Raw genomic sequence first — 15065 nt, 5'->3', positions numbered from 1 at the left:
AAAGCGTTACGGCGACCCTTGCGTGGTGCGCGTCGCTGTAAGGGGTAGGGGTGTTATGGCGGATGCGGCGTCCGGGCTGGTGATCTTCGATTGCGACGGGGTGCTCGTCGATAGCGAGCCGATTTCGCTGGAAGTGCTGGTGGACGTGCTCTCGGCCGCCGGTGTTTCGATGACCACCGAGGAGGCGACGGAACGCTTTCTCGGGCGCAGCCTGAAAAGCATGTCGGCGATCCTGCACGACGAATACGGGCTCGCCACCGACGACGTGTTCCTCGAGGGCATGCGCCTTCGTCTCTACGATCGCTTTCGTTCGGAACTGCAGCCAATTGCAGGCATTCGCGAAGCGGTCGAGGGCCTCGAGGGCGCGTGCTGTGTCGCCTCGTCCAGCCAGCCGGAACGCATCCGCCTGTCGCTGACCGTCACCGGCCTCATCGATCTCTTCGAGCCCAACATCTTCTCCGCCACCATGGTCAAACACGGCAAGCCGGCGCCTGATCTCTTCCTGCATGCGAGCCGCGAAATGGGTTTCGCCCCCAAGGATTGCGTCGTCGTCGAGGACAGTCCGGCGGGCATCGAAGCGGCGAAGGCGGCGGGCATGCGGGTCTTCGCCTTTGCCGGCGGCAGCCACGCGCGCACGGACAAGCATCGGCAAAGTCTCTCCGACCTCAGCCCCGACGTGCTGTTTGACGACATGGGCGAATTGTTACAGTTTGTCGGCCGATAGCAGGGACGGAACTACAGCGCCGCGCGTCCTATGAGACGCGCAAAGGTCGCTGTAGCATTTTGAAGTGCTGCATGTTTTGTCCTTTAATCGGCGGCGATCAAAGGAAACATGCAGTAGAGCGGGGTGAGGAGAATGTGTGCGGATTCCGCCCATATCCCACTCGAACTTATGACAATCGATCACGGTTTGATTTTGGGTCGATCCAACCGAAAACCACCGTGATCTAACCTTTTGAAATTAAGCAATTCCGGACGGAAAACCGTTTCACACTTTTCCTGGAATTGCTCTAGGGGGCGAGACATTCATTGATGCGTGAATTCGTCGTTGCGGTCGATGTCGGCACCGGCAGTGCGCGCGCCGGTATCTTTGACCGAAAAGGTACGCTGCTTGCGCGTGCCGACTTGCCGATCGCCATGAACCGGCCGGAAGAAAACCATGCCGAGCATGACTCCGAGGATATCTGGCGCGCCGTCTGCGGCGCGGTCAAGGCGGCCAAGGATAGGGCTGGTATCGCCGCGCAAGACGTTGCGGCGATCGGTTTCGACGCCACTTGCTCGTTGGTGGTGCGCGACCGGGACGGCAAGCCGCTTTCCGTCAACCGCAAGGGCGAGGCACGCTGGGACACGATCGTCTGGCTCGACCATCGGGCGCTGGCAGAGGCTGACTTCTGCACGGCCACCGGTCACCCGGTGCTCGACTTTTCCGGCCGGGTCATGTCGCCGGAAATGGAAATGCCGAAGCTGATGTGGCTGAAGCGCAATCTGCCAGAGCAATGGCAGAAGGCCGGCTTCTTCTTCGATCTCGCCGACTATCTCTCCTGGCGGGCGACCGGAAGTGCTGCGCGCTCGCGCTGCACTTTGACGGCAAAATGGAACTATCTGGCGCATGAGACGCGTGGCTGGCAGCCCGACTATCTCTCAAGGATCGGGCTCGAGGATCTCATCGAACGCGGCGGTCTGCCGGAAGAGAGCTTGCCGATCGGAAGTTCGGTCGGCCACTTGAATGCAGCGGCGGCGGCCGAGCTCGGACTGGACGAAGGCTGCCAGGTGGCGCCGGGCCTGATCGACGCCTATGCCGGTGCGCTCGGCGTCGTTGGCGGGTTCGTCGGTGCGCCGGAAAAGCTCGAAAGGCAACTGGCGCTGATTGCCGGCACGTCGAGCTGCATCGTCGCCTTCTCCAGGGACATGAAGCCCGGCTTCGGCATGTGGGGCCCCTATTACGAAGCGGTTCTTCCCGGCGCCTGGCTGATCGAAGGCGGGCAATCGGCGACCGGCGCGCTGCTCGATCATATCGTGCGGCTGCATGGCGGCGGTCTCGAGCCGACCGCCGAGACGCATGGCCGGATCATCGCCCGCGTCCAGGAACTGCGGGCGGAGCAGGGGACCGCTTTTGCCGATCGCCTGCATGTGCTTCCCGATTTCCATGGCAACCGCTCGCCGCTTGCCGATCCGCACGGGCTCGGCGTTATCAGCGGCTTGCCGCTCGATTCCTCCTTCGATGCGCTCTGCCGGCTTTATTGGCGCACCTGCGTTGCGATCGCACTCGGCATCCGTCACATCCTGGAGATGATGCGCGAAGTCGGCTATCAGCTCGACACGCTGCACGTTACCGGCGGCCACGTGCGCAACGCGCTTTTGATGGAGCTCTATTGCGATGCGACCGGCTGCCGCGTGGTGGCGCCGCAGGCGCCGGACGCGGTGCTGCTGGGTACGGCGATGGCGGCGGCCGTTGCCGGCGGCATCCATCAGGACCTCGCGGCCGCGGGCACGGCAATGGCGTCGGACGGACATGAGCGCGCGCCGGATGCAAGCGTTCGCGCCACCTATGACCGCGATTACCGTCGGTTCCTGGCGCTCTACCGCCACCGTGACGAACTCGACAAGATGCTATGAGTCGGTAGGCGAAACAGCCAGCGCAAGCGCATGGAACCTTTTGCCGCGTCGCGCATTTTGTTTGCGACCGGACGGTGGCGCGCATAGCCCCCAATGCCGCGCCGGAGGCAGACCGCCGGCCTACAACTCACACTCCCCGAGTGAGTTGCACATACCAGCCAGTGCCTTCCCTCGGCACTGGCTGTCGTGTGTTTGGGGGGTAATCGAAGAACGGGTGTCCGCCCAAGTACGATGCCGCAGGCGCAGGCTTGTGAGCAGGTGCTGCTGCCAAGGTCGATTGCGGGAAAGGTGGAGGTGTTGTCCCGAAGGGTGCCGTCCAGCAAAGGGTGGTCATTTCGCCGTTTCGGGAACGGCGAAATGACCCGTGCTCAGGCCGCCGCCTTGGTCGATTCGTTGAAGAACAGCGCTTGGCTGATCAGTGCCTTGACCATGTCCGGGTTGAAGGGCTTGGTGACGAGGAAGGTCGGTTCCGGCCGTTCGCCGGTCAGCAGCCGTTCCGGGAAGGCGGTGATGAAGATCACCGGAATGGCGCTCGTCTTCAGGATGTCGTTGACGGCGTCGATGCCCGAGCTGCCGTCGGCGAGCTGGATGTCGGCAAGCACCATGCTTGGCCGGGTCTTCTTGTAAAGGGCGATCGCTTCGTCGCGCGTCCGGGCGATGCCGGTGACGCGATGGCCGAGGCTCTCGACCATCTGCTCGATGTCGATGGCGATCAGCGGTTCGTCCTCGATGATCATGATATCGGTCGCGACCTGCCGCGAGATTTCCTGCGAGGCGCGGTCGAGCAGGGCGCCGACCTTATCGGTGGAGACGTCGAGCACTTCGGCGGCTTCCTCGGGACGGAAACCTTCGACCGAGACGAGCAGGAAGGCCTGGCGGGCAAGGGGCGAGACCGTTGCGAGATTGATCGACGCACGCTGTTCCCAGGCAAAAGGCGAGACCGGCTCGGGCACGAGGACGGACGAGGAACCGAAAAGTGAAGTGAAGAGTCGGAACAGGCCGACGCGGTCATTGCTTGCTTCCGGGAAAATCGACGTGTCGGCGATCAGCGCTTCGAGAACGGCAGCGACATAGGCGTCGCCGGATGTCTGCGAGCCGGTCAGCGCGCGTGAGTAACGGCGCAGATACGGCAGAAGCGGTGCGATCCGCGTGGACAATGTCATAGGGGGAACTCCCTCGAATATCTTTCTACGGTGACGTTGCGAGAACGCCGGACGTAAAAAAAGGTTCCCCAAGGGGAACATTTCAATTTTCCGCCGCGTTATGGCGGCTATGGACACTCGAAGGCGACAGTTTGACAATGAAATATAAGACAGGGGCAGGGCGGACTACCGGCACGACCTTATGGACAGAAGATCCAAACGCGCAGATCGCAGCAAAGCTGAAAGCGCTTTATCAGTCCGTGCAGGAAGAGGCGATACCCGCGCGTTTTCTCGATCTTCTGGAAAAACTCGACGCGGCCGAGCAGCAGTCGGCACTGCAGGGCAGGGAGTAAGTGCCAGAATGTCGTCCGAAAAGAATGATTTCAAGCGAGAGATGCTTGCCGCCTTGCCGAGCCTGCGCGCCTTCGCCATGTCGTTGATCGGCCGCCACGACCGCGCCGACGACCTCGTCCAGGACACGATCATGAAGGCCTGGGCGAAGCAGGACCATTTCGAGATGGGCACCAATATGAAGGCCTGGCTCTTCACGATCCTGCGCAACGAGCTCTACAGCCAGATGCGCAAGCGTGGGCGCGAGGTGCAGGACACCGACGGGCACTTCACCGAGTCGCTGGCCCATCATCCCGAGCAATACGGATCTCTCGACCTGCAGGACTTCCGGCGCGCGCTCGATATGCTGCCGCCGGACCAGCGCGAAGCGATCATCCTGGTCGGCGCTTCCGGCTTCTCCTACGAGGAGGCGGCGACGATCTGCGGCTGCGCTCTAGGTACGATCAAGAGCCGGGTGAACCGCGCGCGTCAGCGGCTGCAGGACATCCTCCAGGTGAAGGGTGAAAACGACTATGGACCTGACGAAACCTCGGCTCCGGTCACGTCGCGCGCCTTCGTCTCCTGAGGGAAGAAATTCGGGCCGGATACCGTTGCAAAAGCGGCGGCGTCCTGCTTTCACTGGCGGCTGGGGCCCGAGGGGATAGGCGGTGACGGCTGATATCGACTGACGAATGCGCAGTCGTGACGACATTGGGTCGAGACGCTCCAAATCGAGCGGGATGCGGTTGACCCCGGCGGCTTCCTCATCTCGTTCAGATTGAGAATTGAGACCGTATGCACGTGAGGACAGAGAAAACGGATCCGCCTGTGACGAGGCTGCTCGACGCGCCCGAGCGTCTTGGCGTCCTGCATGCGACCGTGCCTGACATGGCCGTTCCGGACCGGGACTTCGACGGGATCGCCGAAATCGCTGCCGGGCTTTTCGACGCACAGGTCGCACTGGTGACGCTGATCGACCGCCAATGGCAGTGGTTCAAGGCAGCCGTCGGCACCGATGAGACCCGTGCCCCAGCCGAAGACGCATTTTGTGCGCATGTAGCCGCTGCGGCCGATTCAAGCCTCGTCGTCCTCGATGCCTCGACCGATCCGCGGTTCGCGCGCCATAGGCAGGTCAAGGGGCCGCCATTCCTGCGCTTCTATGCCGGCGCGCCGATCATGCTCGACGGGCAGGCGGTGGGCACGGTTTGCGTGCTCGACGACAAGCCGCGCGCTGACGTATCGCAATCGCTCATCCACCAATTGCGCCGGCTTGCCGCGCTCGCAGCCTCGCTCTTCAAGGTCAAGGACGAGGCCCGTCGACGCGCGTTGAAGGAGGCGGCATTGTCGCGCGAGGAGCAGCGGCACGCGATGGCGCTGGAAGCGGCCAACATCGGCAGCTGGCTTTGGGATATCCGCTCGGGTGCGATTGCCGGCAACAGCGCCTTGAAACGCATGTTCGGACTTTCGGCCGACAGCTCGGTTGGCGCCCGGGACATCTTCGGCGCGATCCACGTCGACGATCGCGGCGCGACTTTCGCCAAGCTTCGCCAGGCGATGAAGGCCGACGACGAATATGACGGTATGTTCCGTATCGGCGACACGGGACGCTGGCTGCTCGGCCGCGGCCGCGTGCACGATCGGGACACCAAGGGCAATCCGCTGACGTTCATCGGCGTGACGATCGATGTCACCGACCAGCAAGCTTCGGCGCAGCGCACCCGGCTCCTGCTGAAGGAACTCAATCACCGGGTCAAGAACACGCTCGCCATGCTGCAATCGCTCGCGCGCCAGACGCTTCGCCAGACGAGCGATCCGGCCGAATTCATGACCGCGTTTGCCGGTCGCTTGCAGGCGATCTCCGAGGCGCATGGTCTGCTTTCCGATCACGAGTGGGGCACGATCCGGCTTGCCGACCTGATCGCCAAGCAACTGCTGCCGCATGTGAGCGCCTATGCGGACCAGATCGAACTGCATAAGGACGAAGTGTCGCTCGGTCCCGACCAGGCGGTCGGTCTCGGGCTGGTGCTGCACGAACTTGCAACCAACGCCGTGAAATACGGATCGCTTTCAGTGCCGAAAGGCAAGGTCGTGTTGACGGCACGCAACGTCGTCGAAGACGGTGACACCGTCCTTCATCTTACCTGGAGCGAGGTTGGCGGGCCGCCGGTGCTTGAGCCCAAGCGGCGCGGCTTCGGCTCCATCCTGATCGAGCGCAGCCTCGACAAGGTGCTGGGCAGTTCGGTGAAGGTCGAGTATCTCCCCGCCGGTGTCACGGCGCTTATCCGGTTGCCGCTCTGACGGGATCGCGCCCGCCGATTAAGACGACGACTGGCTGTGCATCAATCGTCGTGTTTGCGTCCACGCCGCTTGCCGGTTCCCAAGAGAGCGCCGACTGCGAGAGCGATGGCGACGGCAAGAAGCGGCTGCTTGCGCAGGATGCCGGCTACTGCGAGCAGCGTCAGATTGGTCTGCATCTGCGTGCGGCGGCGGCGTTCTTCCTGAAGACGACGGTCCCGGTTCTGCAGGGCGATGAGGATGGCAATAAACACCAGGGCGGTGACGACCAGCGCCCCGGCGATTGCCGCTGCGGCCGCGACCGGGGAGTAGCGAACACTCAGAAACAGAAAGGTGGCTGCGAGGGCGAAGACGTAGGCGGTGACGAGCAACAGCCCTATGACACTCCATAGGGCTGCGTTGCGCTTCACACGAGAGGCGGTGGCGCCGATGTCGGCGGCCAAGAGGCTGGCGAGGGCGGCCGTCAATGATCCCATGCGTTACTCCCCGTCGTGCTCGACTCTGATAGGTTGGGGCGAGATACCGGTGGAAAAGCTACATGCCTTTCCTCATCTCGAACTGCGAGCTGTTGCCCGCAGGTCCAGTTCGACCGATTGCAAGTCAGCGACGAAGCAGCGCCGCCACGGCGAGCCCGATCAGGGCAGCCGCGCCGAGCGTGGCGACGGGATGCTCGCGAACAGCATGGCGGACCTGCTTTTCTGTGCCGGCATAGCGGTCGCGAAGCTCGGCCAGCAGGTCTTCGCCGCTTGCCAGCAAATCGCTGATGCCGGCTTCGGCCTGTTCACGGGCATCCTGCACCTTGCCGCGCGCCTGCTTTGAGGCGGCCAATCCGCGATCGGCGAGCAAGGCGACGAGCGTTGCGACATCGCTCCGCAACTCGCCCAGTTGTTCCTCGATGGAGAGATCGGCGAGCTTGCCGTTGCTTTTGGTCGATCGCGAGCCCGAACCGGAGAAGAGGCCTAGCGCCATGATGAATACTTCCTTTCACGCCTGCGCCGGCCGCGAGCGGTCGGCGCTGTCTGATGGAACCGGTGGGCACAACCAGAGACCCTTTCCGGCGCTTCGGGAGAACAACGCACAAGTGCAGAAATTGTTTCGTGAAAACTTGACCTTGGCCGATCGAACGCGGTCAGAGCGATGCAGTCTGCGGCAGGACGAAAGGCACGTGCGGTGACGGCGCAACACCCACCTGCATGCGGCAGCCGAAAACGGCTTCCATCGTCTCGTCGGTCAGAACCTCGCGGGGGGCACCGTTGGCGCGGACCTTGCCGGCCTTCATCATCACCATATGGTCCGCGAACATGGCCGTGAGATTGAGGTCATGCATCACGGCGACGACCCCGCCGCCGCGTTCGCAGAACTTGCGGGCGAGCTGCATGATCCCCAGTTGGTGGCGGATATCGAGGCTCGACACGGGTTCGTCGAGAAGCAGGTAGCGCGGCTCGCCGTCGATCACCGGATCGGAGATCTGGCAGAGGACGCGGGCAAGCTGCACGCGCTGCTGCTCGCCGCCCGACAATTCCTGGTAGAAGCGCCCGGCAAAGCCCGCGAGATCCACCGCTTCCAACGCCTCGGCCGTGACGCGGTCGTGCGCGGCGGGATCCGCATTGGCACCGGCGGCAAGGCCCAACCTCACCACTTCGCGCACGGTGAAGGGGAAGGAAATGACCGTCGACTGAGGCAGCACGCCGCGCATCAGCGCGAGTTCCCACGGCTTCAGCCCGCTGAGGTCGCGGCCGTTGATGCGGATCGCTCCGCTCGACGGCGAAAGCTCGCCGGAGATCGCCTTCAGCGTCGTGGTCTTGCCGGAGCCGTTCGGTCCGACGATGGCGGTCAATGCGCCCGGCAAAGCCTCGAGGAATACGCCATGGATGACGGGTCGCCCGCCGAGTCGGACGGAGAGATTGGAGACGTTGATCATGGTTTCCTTCAGAGTCCCATGTTCGAACGGCCGCGCAGCAGGATCCAGAGGAAGAACGGCGCGCCGATGAAGGCGGTGACGATGCCGATCGGCAGTTCTGCCGGAGAAACGATGGTGCGGGCGATCATGTCGGCGAGGATCAACAGGGTGCCGCCGAGCAGCGCCGAGGCGGGCAGCAGGTAGCGATGATCGGGGCCGATGACGAGGCGCAGCAGGTGCGGAACGACAATGCCGACGAAGCCGATGCCGCCGCTGACGGCAACGGATGCGCCGGTTGCCGCCGCGACGCTGACGATCGCGATGTTCTTCAGGCGCTGGACGGGAATGCCCATGTGGAAGGCGACCGCTTCGCCGAGCGTGATGGCATTCAGTCCGCGCGCCAGGAAGGGGGTCACCGCGAGCGAAGCGAGGATGATCGGCGCTGCGGCCAGGATTTTCGTCCAGTTGGCCCCCGCTAACGAGCCGAGCCCCCAGAAGGTGAGGTCGCGCAGTTGCTTGTCGTCGGCTCTGAAGACGAGAATACCGGTGATCGCGCCGGTCAGCGCGCCGAGCGCGATACCGGCGAGCAACAGGGTGGCGATCGACGTCTGGCCGCCGCGGGTGGCGATGCGGTAGAGCAGCAGCGTCGTGACGAGGCCGCCGACGAAGGCTGCGACCGGCAGCGCATAGAATCCGAACAGCGCGAAGAGCGGCCCGAAGGCGGCGGTGCCGAGCACGATCAGCAGCACGGCGCCAAGGCTCGCGCCCGAGGAGACGCCGACGAGACCGGGATCTGCCAGGGGGTTGCGGAAAAGACCCTGCATGACGACGCCGGAAACGGCGAGCGAAGCGCCGACGAGCAGGCCGAGCACGGCGCGCGGCAGGCGGATATCGAGGATGATGATGCGGTCGCGGATGCTTAAGCCCTGATCGGCCCCGCCGACCAGCCAGCGCCAGACATTGGCGAGCGATGCATCGGCAGCACCGGTCATGATCGAGCCGACGAAGGTTGCGACGGCAACCGCGATCAGGACGACGATCACCAGACGCGCCAGCCGCGAGCGGTTGCCCGCGCGCCATTCGTTGCGGATATCGGCGGCGAAAGCGGTCAGGCGCATGCCGCGGTCCACCGCCTCACTGCGAGGCATTGGCCTTCTTCCCGTAAATGGCGGCATTCAGTTCGCGCACGGCGCTTGCCGTACGGGGGCCGAAGCCGAGCAGGTGCAGGCCGTCCATGCGGATCAGCGCCTTGTTCTTGGCGGCAGGCGTGAGGCTCAGCGCCGGCAGGGCGAAAAGTTCGTCTGCCTTGGCGGAATGTTCGCCGCCGCGGTCCATCATCAGGACGATATCGGGCTTGGCCTCGATGATCGCCTCGTCGGTCAGCGCCTTGTAGCCGGGGAATGTCCCCACCGCGTTGACGGCGCCCGCAAGCTCGATGATGCCGTTGGCGGCGGTGCCTTGCCCCGATGCCATGACTTTTCCGCCCTGCGTGCTCAGGATGAAAAGCACGCGCTTGCGTTCGCCTTCCGCACGGGCGGCACTCTCGGAAACTGCCGCATCGAGATCGGCTTCGACACGCGTTGCCAGGATTTCAGCCTTTTCCTCGACACCCAGGAAAGCACCGACGGCGCGGATCTTCGAGGGGATGCCGGCCTTGTCGAAGGTCTCGGGCACGCTGGTAAAGGCGATGTTCGCTTCCTTCAGCACCGCCAGCGCCTCCGGCGGGCCGCTGCCTTCGATGGCGATGATCGCGCTCGGGTTGGCGGCGATGATGCCTTCCGGTGCCAGCTGGCGCATGTAGCCGACATCGGGAAGCCTCTTTGCCGCTTCGGGATAGGTGCTGGTGGAATCGCGGCCGACGAGACGGCCTGCCTCGCCGAGCGCATAGATGATCTCGGTGATCGCTCCGCCGACGGAAACGACGCGCGAGACGTCGGCTTTCTGTATCTCCTCGGCCACCGCCGGCCGGATGAAGGAGGGGGCGCCGGGTGCGACCGCCGGCAGCAGGAAGGGTGCCGACAGGGCGAAGGCGGTAAGCACCAGTTCCCGGCGGCGAAGGCGACGGAAGTCGAGACCGTTGATCATCGAAGTGTTCCTATCCTGTTCTCAGGCGGCGACCGTCGTGTCGAGACGCGGCAGGCCTTCGGCGATCGAACGCCATTCCGGACGTTCGGCGAGACCTTCTTTCCGCTTGCCGAAGAACTGGATGATCATCTCGCCCTTGGCGTCGAGCGCCTCGATCGAGGTGACATGGCCGTCGGCCGTCGGCTTGCGTACGGCCCAGAGTTCGGCGATGTGGTCGGTGCGCAGGTGCAGGTGGAAGGTCGGGTCCATGACGTTGAGCCAGGGGCCCATCGGCGCGATCTTGGCGATCGGACCGGAATGGATCTGGATCATGCCGCGATTGCCGACAAAGCACATGATCGGCAGTTCGATCTCGGCGCTGGAACGCATCATGGCTTCGATGCTGGAGGGATCGAGCTGCCAGGCGAAATCCTCGCCGATGTTGCTGAGCGCCTGGCGGCGGCCGATCTTCAGCTTGCGCAGCATGCCGTGGAACTGATGCGTGTCGGTCATCTTCGTCCAGCGGTCACGCAGTTCGGTAACATCGACGACGGTCTCCGGCCTGTCATCGGTGGCATGCACGCTGGCGTCGGCGGCGAATTCCTGCGACTGGTCGTCAAGGCGGAAATCCGCGACGATCTTGTCATAGGCTGCCACATTCGACTCTGGGCGCAGATGCACCTTGTGCACGGCATTGCCCCACTTGTCGAAGAACTGCAGGCTCTTGCGCGCTTCACCCTGCTCGTCGGTTTTGGTCACGGCGAAGGCATGCGCCCAGGCGCTCGGGAAAACCCGGAGGTCAATCTCACCGCCGAGCACGATGCTTGCCATCTCGCCGGTGGTGATCTTCTCGTAGATCCCGATCTTTTCGTGGACCGCACTTTCGTTGCGGGTCAAAGCCATGACTTCGCCGAGTTCCTCGACGCGCGAAAGGAAACGGTTGGCATCGGCATCGATGCGCACGGCGGTCAGCCCGCATTCGGCAGCGACGAGAGCGGCTTCGGAAACACCGAGCTGGGCTGCGATATCACGCTCGCGCATCTTCGGGTTCTCGGCGCGGTAGGCGCGGATTTCGGAAGGAGTGGGGCGGAGGCTCTCGGTCATTTTCATCTGCCTATTTGTTCAGGATCAGTTTGCCTTGGCGGGTGATCTTCATGCGGTAGATCGCACCGTCGTGGGAAATGAGGATCTCGTTTTCGCTGCCGAAAAGTTCGCGACTTTCGATTATCCGTTGCGCCCGCCCGGCCTGGATCGGCGGCTCGGATGGGCGCGCAAGGTCATTGTCGTTGGTCACTGCGTTGGCCGTTTCGAGAGGGCAGGCCGCGCTGTTTTTCCAGCATTTCCTGCCGTGCAATTCGTTTACTATCTTGACTTCATTACTCATATTTATTTATGGACGCAATACCGGACTTTAGCACTCAAGTTAATTATTGCCGGCTTGTGGACAAGGGCGTGCGGGCCTCGTTCGGTGGCTCGCTGCAACCCTTTGGAGTGATGTCGTCATGAAGTTTTCCAGCCTTCCGATTGTTTCCATTGCTCTTGCAGCCCTCATCGCTGCGACCAATGCCAACGCGCAGGAGGCTGTGCCCGCCGGTGGGCTGACGATCGAGTTGAACGACGTCGCCCCGTCGCAGAAGGGCTGCAAGCTCACCTTCGTTGCCGGTAACGCCTTTGCGCAGTCGCTGAGCAAGGTTTCCTTCGAATTCGTGATCTTCGACCAGAAGGGGCTGGTCGAGCGCATGGCGGTGCTCGACTTCCGCGATCTTCCCGCCGGCAAGACCAAGGTTCGCCAATTCGATCTCCCCGGCACCAGCTGCGATGCGGTGAAGAGCCTGCTGATCAACGACGCGCCGGCCTGTGTCCGCGACGGCGTGCAGCCGGGCGCCTGCATGAGCGGGATCAAGACCGGCTCGAAATCGGCGGTGGAACTCAAGGGCTGAGCGAAGAGGGGCTGATTGAAACCGCTTCCTAGGGAGCGTGGGTTTGCGCCGCCCGGTGCGGCGAAGGTAAGGCTGTCATGAAGCGTATCGTCATCTGGACTGGGGCCGCGATCATCTCGCTTGCAACGCATGGCGTTGTTCTTGCCACCCTGTTCGCATCTTCGCCGCCGGAGGACGAATCGACGCTCATGATCGGCGGTACGGCGACGGAAGTTGCCGTTCTCGGCGACGCGTTTTCCGAAACGCTGCAGGCAGGTGATCCCTCCGAGATCGTCGAGCCGATTGAAGACGTTCCCGACGAGGTGAAGCCGGAGGAGCTTATGCCGGTCGAGGACCTGACTTCGACCACACCGGAAATCGCTGCGGAAGAACCGCACGATCTGACGGCGACCGAGGCCGACGTCATCCTGCCGGCCGAAGAGATGCCGACCCTCGAGGTTGCCGAAGCCATGGTCACCGCAAGCGTTGCGCCGGTCGAACCCGTCGTGCCGGAAGAAAAGCCCGAGACCGTGGAGCCGAAGAAGCCGCAGGTGGAAAAACCTGAACCGAAGAAGGAACCGGTCAAGAAAAAGAAGGTTACCCGCAAGAAGGCCGGTGACAAGGGTGCGCAGAAGCAGACCCAGGTCAAGGGCCACGCGGACGGCGATATCAATGGTGCTTCCACGGCCGCCACTGGCCAGGGACGGGCAGCGTCGGTTGTCGGGAATGCCGGCGAGGAAAACTACAAGGGCAAGGTCCGCTCAAAGGTCCAGCGCGCTTTCCTCAGGAAGACCCGCGGGATCCGCAGTGACGAAGGCGATACAGCGACCGTTACGTTCGTCGTCGCCGCGAATGGAGGTCTGGCAGGGGTCAATCTCGTTCGCAGCTCCGGATCGGACCGTCTCGACAAGGCGGCCCTGGATTCGGTCCGCAGCGCAGCACCCTTCGCCGCCATCCCGGCCGGTTCCGGTAAGAGCAGCTGGAGCTTTACCGTCCCGATGTCCGTAAACTGACAGGCGGACGCGCCGTTTCCTGCCTCGGGCGAAGAGCTGATTTTTTCTCGAAAAATATGATTACAAAACTCATGTTTATACTTTACTCGGATTATCAAGTTTAATAGGTTGCGGCCGTCACGCAGCCGAAGGGCGTGTGTCGAGATGATGTCCCGATGCGACCGGCTGCCCATGAAGGCCCTTGTCGCACGATCAGACGGAGAGGATTGCATGCGCGGCAAGCGTCACCAGAATGCGGCGAAGAATGGCAAGGGTCGTTCGGGTTCGGAAGCGACCGAGGCACGCCAGGAGGCTGGCAAGGCAACGCTCGAAGGGCGCAGTTTCCTCTATGTCGGCGGCCGCGATTGTCAGGTGGCGCATCTGCGCGAAATCGCCAGCTCCTTCGGCGCCGAGCTGCTCCACCATGACGGCGGCCTGCGCGAGGCCGTCTCGCGGATCGATCGGGTGCTGCCGTCGGTCGACTGCGTCTTCTGCCCGATCGACTGCATCAGCCATGACGCATGTCTTCGCGTGAAGACCGGCTGCAAGAAGTGGGGCAAGGCCTTCGTGCCGCTGCGCAACGGCTCGAAATCGAGCCTGGAGCGCGCGCTTCAGGACCTGACCACCAGCCGCGACGAGCGGTAATCCTCCCAAGACAAGACGAGAGTTTGCAATGAACGAAGAACGTCCTGACCTCGCCATGATGATCGGCCTGCACAAGCTGGCGGTACAGAACGGCGATGGCCTGGTGCCGGAGCTCTACGAGATCCTGACGCGCCGCGCGCGCACGCTGGAAGAAACCACCAACGTCGCGGAGTTCCCAAGCTGGCAGGCGCGACCGCCGGTTCGCGATCCTCTCGGCCTTGCGGAGCCCAAGGAAGGAACTATTCTCGCCTTTCCGCGGGCCGCAAACGATGCCACCCGGAAAAAAGAAAGGGCCTGAGAGCAAGGCCAGGAAAAGTGCGATTTCCGTCCGGGATTGCGCCGTTTCAAAGAGCCGGGTCGCTTCGCAGTCGGCGAAAGGGACCTACGGAGACCAAGATGTACGTTGCCATGAACCGTTTTCGTATCGCCATCGGCCAGGAAGAGGCTTTCGAGGCTGTGTGGAAGGGCCGCGAATCCAGTCTTTCGGAAATGCCGGGCTTCGTTTCCTTCCATCTGCTCCGTGGCGACAGCGTGCCGGAAGAGGGCTATACGCTCTTCGTCTCGAACTCGGTCTGGAAGGACAGGGGTTCGTTCTCGGCCTGGACGAAATCGGAAAACTTCCGGGCTGCGCACCGGAGTGCCGGCGACAACAAGGCGATGTATCTCGGTCCGCCGAAATTCGAAGGTTTCACTGCCGTCGAAGGTGCCTGATCCGCGCCGCGCCGGCTTGGTCCCTGATATCGCCTGTCATTCGCCTCCTGGATGGACCCGTCCGGGAGGCGCATTGCTTCTGAGCTAGGCCTTTCGCGGCAGGAAGGCGCCGAGCGAAACGGCGAGCCAGCCCGCCATGATCGTCGTGCCGCCGAGGGGCGCCGACATCGGGAACAGGCCGTGGCCCGAGGCATGGCGCATGGCGAGATCCGCCGAGAACAGCGCCGTTCCCGCGGCGATCAGCAAGGCCGCAGCAGGAGCCGTGCGAAAGCTCGGCCAGGCTGCGTAGAGCGCGACCAGAGCAGGCGCGTGCGCCAGGCACATCGCGGAAATGCCGGCGAGCAGTCTCGGATCGTTGCCGTGCGAGGCCGCGGCCGCGCTGACAACGCCGGTCAGCCCCATCAGCCCGGCAACAAAAAGCGTGGTTGCGCGAAATCCGCTCTGCGACATA

General features: G+C 63.3%; 19 protein-coding genes. 10 read left to right on the top strand and 9 right to left on the bottom strand.

The features are described 5' to 3' along the window. The first annotated feature begins 55 nt into the window (after positions 1-55). Entirely contained in the window at positions 56-724 is a 669-nt protein-coding gene (locus BHMPCIPO_RS15405) for an HAD family hydrolase (protein ID WP_173517566.1), read from the top strand. Positions 725-1032: 308 nt separating this feature from the next. Then, positions 1033-2616 (top strand): FGGY-family carbohydrate kinase, encoded by a 1584-nt coding sequence (locus tag BHMPCIPO_RS15400; RefSeq protein ID WP_173517565.1) that lies wholly within the window; start codon positions 1033-1035, stop codon positions 2614-2616. 368 nt (positions 2617-2984) lie between these two features. Here the strand turns inward: BHMPCIPO_RS15400 and BHMPCIPO_RS15395 are convergent, their stop codons facing one another. Then, entirely contained in the window at positions 2985-3779 is a 795-nt protein-coding gene (locus BHMPCIPO_RS15395; protein ID WP_173517564.1) for a response regulator, read from the bottom strand. A gap of 137 nt (positions 3780-3916) precedes the next feature. Here BHMPCIPO_RS15395 and BHMPCIPO_RS15390 point away from each other — a divergent pair, with 137 nt between their 5' ends. The 3 genes from BHMPCIPO_RS15390 to BHMPCIPO_RS15380 all read left to right on the top strand — a co-directional run bounded on the left by BHMPCIPO_RS15390 (position 3917) and on the right by BHMPCIPO_RS15380 (position 6386). Continuing rightward, complete coding sequence (locus tag BHMPCIPO_RS15390; RefSeq protein ID WP_058320782.1) at positions 3917-4111, top strand: NepR family anti-sigma factor; 195 nt, start codon at positions 3917-3919, stop codon at positions 4109-4111. 8 nt (positions 4112-4119) lie between these two features. Continuing rightward, positions 4120-4674: an RNA polymerase sigma factor gene (locus tag BHMPCIPO_RS15385; protein WP_173517563.1), complete on the top strand. Its 555-nt coding sequence runs from the start codon at positions 4120-4122 to the stop codon at positions 4672-4674. Between the two features lie 209 nt (positions 4675-4883). Beyond that, a complete protein-coding gene (locus BHMPCIPO_RS15380; protein WP_173517562.1) occupies positions 4884-6386 on the top strand; it encodes a sensor histidine kinase in 1503 nt (500 codons plus the stop codon). A 41-nt stretch (positions 6387-6427) separates the two neighbouring features. Here the strand turns inward: BHMPCIPO_RS15380 and BHMPCIPO_RS15375 are convergent, their stop codons facing one another. The 7 genes from BHMPCIPO_RS15375 to hemP all read right to left on the bottom strand — a co-directional run bounded on the left by BHMPCIPO_RS15375 (position 6428) and on the right by hemP (position 11731). Next, positions 6428-6859: a hypothetical protein gene (locus BHMPCIPO_RS15375; RefSeq protein WP_173517561.1), complete on the bottom strand. Its 432-nt coding sequence runs from the start codon at positions 6857-6859 to the stop codon at positions 6428-6430. A gap of 124 nt (positions 6860-6983) precedes the next feature. Continuing rightward, a complete protein-coding gene (locus tag BHMPCIPO_RS15370) occupies positions 6984-7352 on the bottom strand; it encodes an ElaB/YgaM/YqjD family protein (RefSeq protein WP_173517560.1) in 369 nt (122 codons plus the stop codon). A gap of 160 nt (positions 7353-7512) precedes the next feature. Then, positions 7513-8304, bottom strand: coding sequence for a heme ABC transporter ATP-binding protein (locus BHMPCIPO_RS15365; protein ID WP_173517559.1), 792 nt, complete (start codon positions 8302-8304; stop codon positions 7513-7515). Between the two features lie 8 nt (positions 8305-8312). Beyond that, on the bottom strand, positions 8313-9431 hold the full coding sequence (locus BHMPCIPO_RS15360; RefSeq protein ID WP_173517558.1) for a FecCD family ABC transporter permease: 1119 nt from the start codon (positions 9429-9431) through the stop codon (positions 8313-8315). Continuing rightward, the gene (locus tag BHMPCIPO_RS15355) at positions 9418-10368 is read right to left on the bottom strand and encodes a heme/hemin ABC transporter substrate-binding protein (protein ID WP_173517557.1); all 951 of its coding nucleotides are present in this window, start codon (positions 10366-10368) and stop codon (positions 9418-9420) included. Before BHMPCIPO_RS15355 ends, BHMPCIPO_RS15360 begins: the two co-directional genes overlap by 14 nt. Before the next feature lie 21 nt (positions 10369-10389). Further along, positions 10390-11451 carry a hemin-degrading factor gene (locus BHMPCIPO_RS15350; RefSeq protein ID WP_173517556.1) on the bottom strand — a complete coding sequence of 354 codons (1062 nt, stop codon included), beginning with the start codon at positions 11449-11451 and terminating at the stop codon, positions 10390-10392. Positions 11452-11461: 10 nt separating this feature from the next. Further along, on the bottom strand, positions 11462-11731 hold the full coding sequence (hemP, locus tag BHMPCIPO_RS33815) for a hemin uptake protein HemP (protein ID WP_173517555.1): 270 nt from the start codon (positions 11729-11731) through the stop codon (positions 11462-11464). A gap of 118 nt (positions 11732-11849) precedes the next feature. Here hemP and BHMPCIPO_RS15340 point away from each other — a divergent pair, with 118 nt between their 5' ends. The 5 genes from BHMPCIPO_RS15340 (at position 11850) to hmuQ (ending at position 14614) form a co-directional block, all read left to right on the top strand. Continuing rightward, on the top strand, positions 11850-12287 hold the full coding sequence (locus tag BHMPCIPO_RS15340) for a hypothetical protein (RefSeq protein ID WP_173517554.1): 438 nt from the start codon (positions 11850-11852) through the stop codon (positions 12285-12287). Positions 12288-12364: 77 nt separating this feature from the next. After that, complete coding sequence (tolA, locus tag BHMPCIPO_RS15335; RefSeq protein WP_173517553.1) at positions 12365-13279, top strand: cell envelope integrity protein TolA; 915 nt, start codon at positions 12365-12367, stop codon at positions 13277-13279. Between the two features lie 210 nt (positions 13280-13489). Continuing rightward, a complete protein-coding gene (locus tag BHMPCIPO_RS15330; RefSeq protein WP_173517552.1) occupies positions 13490-13903 on the top strand; it encodes a DUF2325 domain-containing protein in 414 nt (137 codons plus the stop codon). 28 nt (positions 13904-13931) lie between these two features. Beyond that, positions 13932-14201, top strand: coding sequence for a hypothetical protein (locus BHMPCIPO_RS15325; RefSeq protein WP_173517551.1), 270 nt, complete (start codon positions 13932-13934; stop codon positions 14199-14201). A 98-nt stretch (positions 14202-14299) separates the two neighbouring features. Further along, on the top strand, positions 14300-14614 hold the full coding sequence (hmuQ, locus tag BHMPCIPO_RS15320; RefSeq protein WP_173517550.1) for a heme-degrading protein HmuQ: 315 nt from the start codon (positions 14300-14302) through the stop codon (positions 14612-14614). Between the two features lie 84 nt (positions 14615-14698). Here the strand turns inward: hmuQ and BHMPCIPO_RS15315 are convergent, their stop codons facing one another. After that, complete coding sequence (locus BHMPCIPO_RS15315; protein WP_173517549.1) at positions 14699-15064, bottom strand: DUF423 domain-containing protein; 366 nt, start codon at positions 15062-15064, stop codon at positions 14699-14701. Position 15065: the final 1 nt, after the last annotated feature.

The organism is Ensifer sesbaniae, assembly GCF_013283665.1.
GTDB lineage: Bacteria > Pseudomonadota > Alphaproteobacteria > Rhizobiales > Rhizobiaceae > Ensifer > Ensifer sesbaniae.
The sequence above is the reverse complement of the archived record's forward strand: the minus strand, read 5'-3'. Positions and strand labels throughout refer to the sequence as shown.

Bases quoted from the DNA above. Each gene is read 5' to 3' on its own strand.
- BHMPCIPO_RS15385 (WP_173517563.1), top strand. From the start codon at position 4,120: ATGTCGTCCGAAAAGAATGATTTCAAGCGAGAGATGCTTGCCGCCTTG.
- BHMPCIPO_RS15390 (WP_058320782.1), top strand. From the start codon at position 3,917: ATGAAATATAAGACAGGGGCAGGGCGGACTACCGGCACGACCTTATGG.
- BHMPCIPO_RS15330 (WP_173517552.1), top strand. From the start codon at position 13,490: ATGCGCGGCAAGCGTCACCAGAATGCGGCGAAGAATGGCAAGGGTCGT.
- BHMPCIPO_RS15315 (WP_173517549.1), bottom strand. From the start codon at position 15,064: ATGTCGCAGAGCGGATTTCGCGCAACCACGCTTTTTGTTGCCGGGCTG.
- BHMPCIPO_RS15340 (WP_173517554.1), top strand. From the start codon at position 11,850: ATGAAGTTTTCCAGCCTTCCGATTGTTTCCATTGCTCTTGCAGCCCTC.
- BHMPCIPO_RS15380 (WP_173517562.1), top strand. From the start codon at position 4,884: ATGCACGTGAGGACAGAGAAAACGGATCCGCCTGTGACGAGGCTGCTC.
- tolA (WP_173517553.1), top strand. From the start codon at position 12,365: ATGAAGCGTATCGTCATCTGGACTGGGGCCGCGATCATCTCGCTTGCA.
- BHMPCIPO_RS15360 (WP_173517558.1), bottom strand. From the start codon at position 9,431: ATGCCTCGCAGTGAGGCGGTGGACCGCGGCATGCGCCTGACCGCTTTC.
- hemP (WP_173517555.1), bottom strand. From the start codon at position 11,731: ATGAGTAATGAAGTCAAGATAGTAAACGAATTGCACGGCAGGAAATGC.
- BHMPCIPO_RS15395 (WP_173517564.1), bottom strand. From the start codon at position 3,779: ATGACATTGTCCACGCGGATCGCACCGCTTCTGCCGTATCTGCGCCGT.
- hmuQ (WP_173517550.1), top strand. From the start codon at position 14,300: ATGTACGTTGCCATGAACCGTTTTCGTATCGCCATCGGCCAGGAAGAG.
- BHMPCIPO_RS15350 (WP_173517556.1), bottom strand. From the start codon at position 11,451: ATGACCGAGAGCCTCCGCCCCACTCCTTCCGAAATCCGCGCCTACCGC.
- BHMPCIPO_RS15370 (WP_173517560.1), bottom strand. From the start codon at position 7,352: ATGGCGCTAGGCCTCTTCTCCGGTTCGGGCTCGCGATCGACCAAAAGC.
- BHMPCIPO_RS15355 (WP_173517557.1), bottom strand. From the start codon at position 10,368: ATGATCAACGGTCTCGACTTCCGTCGCCTTCGCCGCCGGGAACTGGTG.
- BHMPCIPO_RS15400 (WP_173517565.1), top strand. From the start codon at position 1,033: ATGCGTGAATTCGTCGTTGCGGTCGATGTCGGCACCGGCAGTGCGCGC.
- BHMPCIPO_RS15375 (WP_173517561.1), bottom strand. From the start codon at position 6,859: ATGGGATCATTGACGGCCGCCCTCGCCAGCCTCTTGGCCGCCGACATC.
- BHMPCIPO_RS15325 (WP_173517551.1), top strand. From the start codon at position 13,932: ATGAACGAAGAACGTCCTGACCTCGCCATGATGATCGGCCTGCACAAG.
- BHMPCIPO_RS15405 (WP_173517566.1), top strand. From the start codon at position 56: ATGGCGGATGCGGCGTCCGGGCTGGTGATCTTCGATTGCGACGGGGTG.
- BHMPCIPO_RS15365 (WP_173517559.1), bottom strand. From the start codon at position 8,304: ATGATCAACGTCTCCAATCTCTCCGTCCGACTCGGCGGGCGACCCGTC.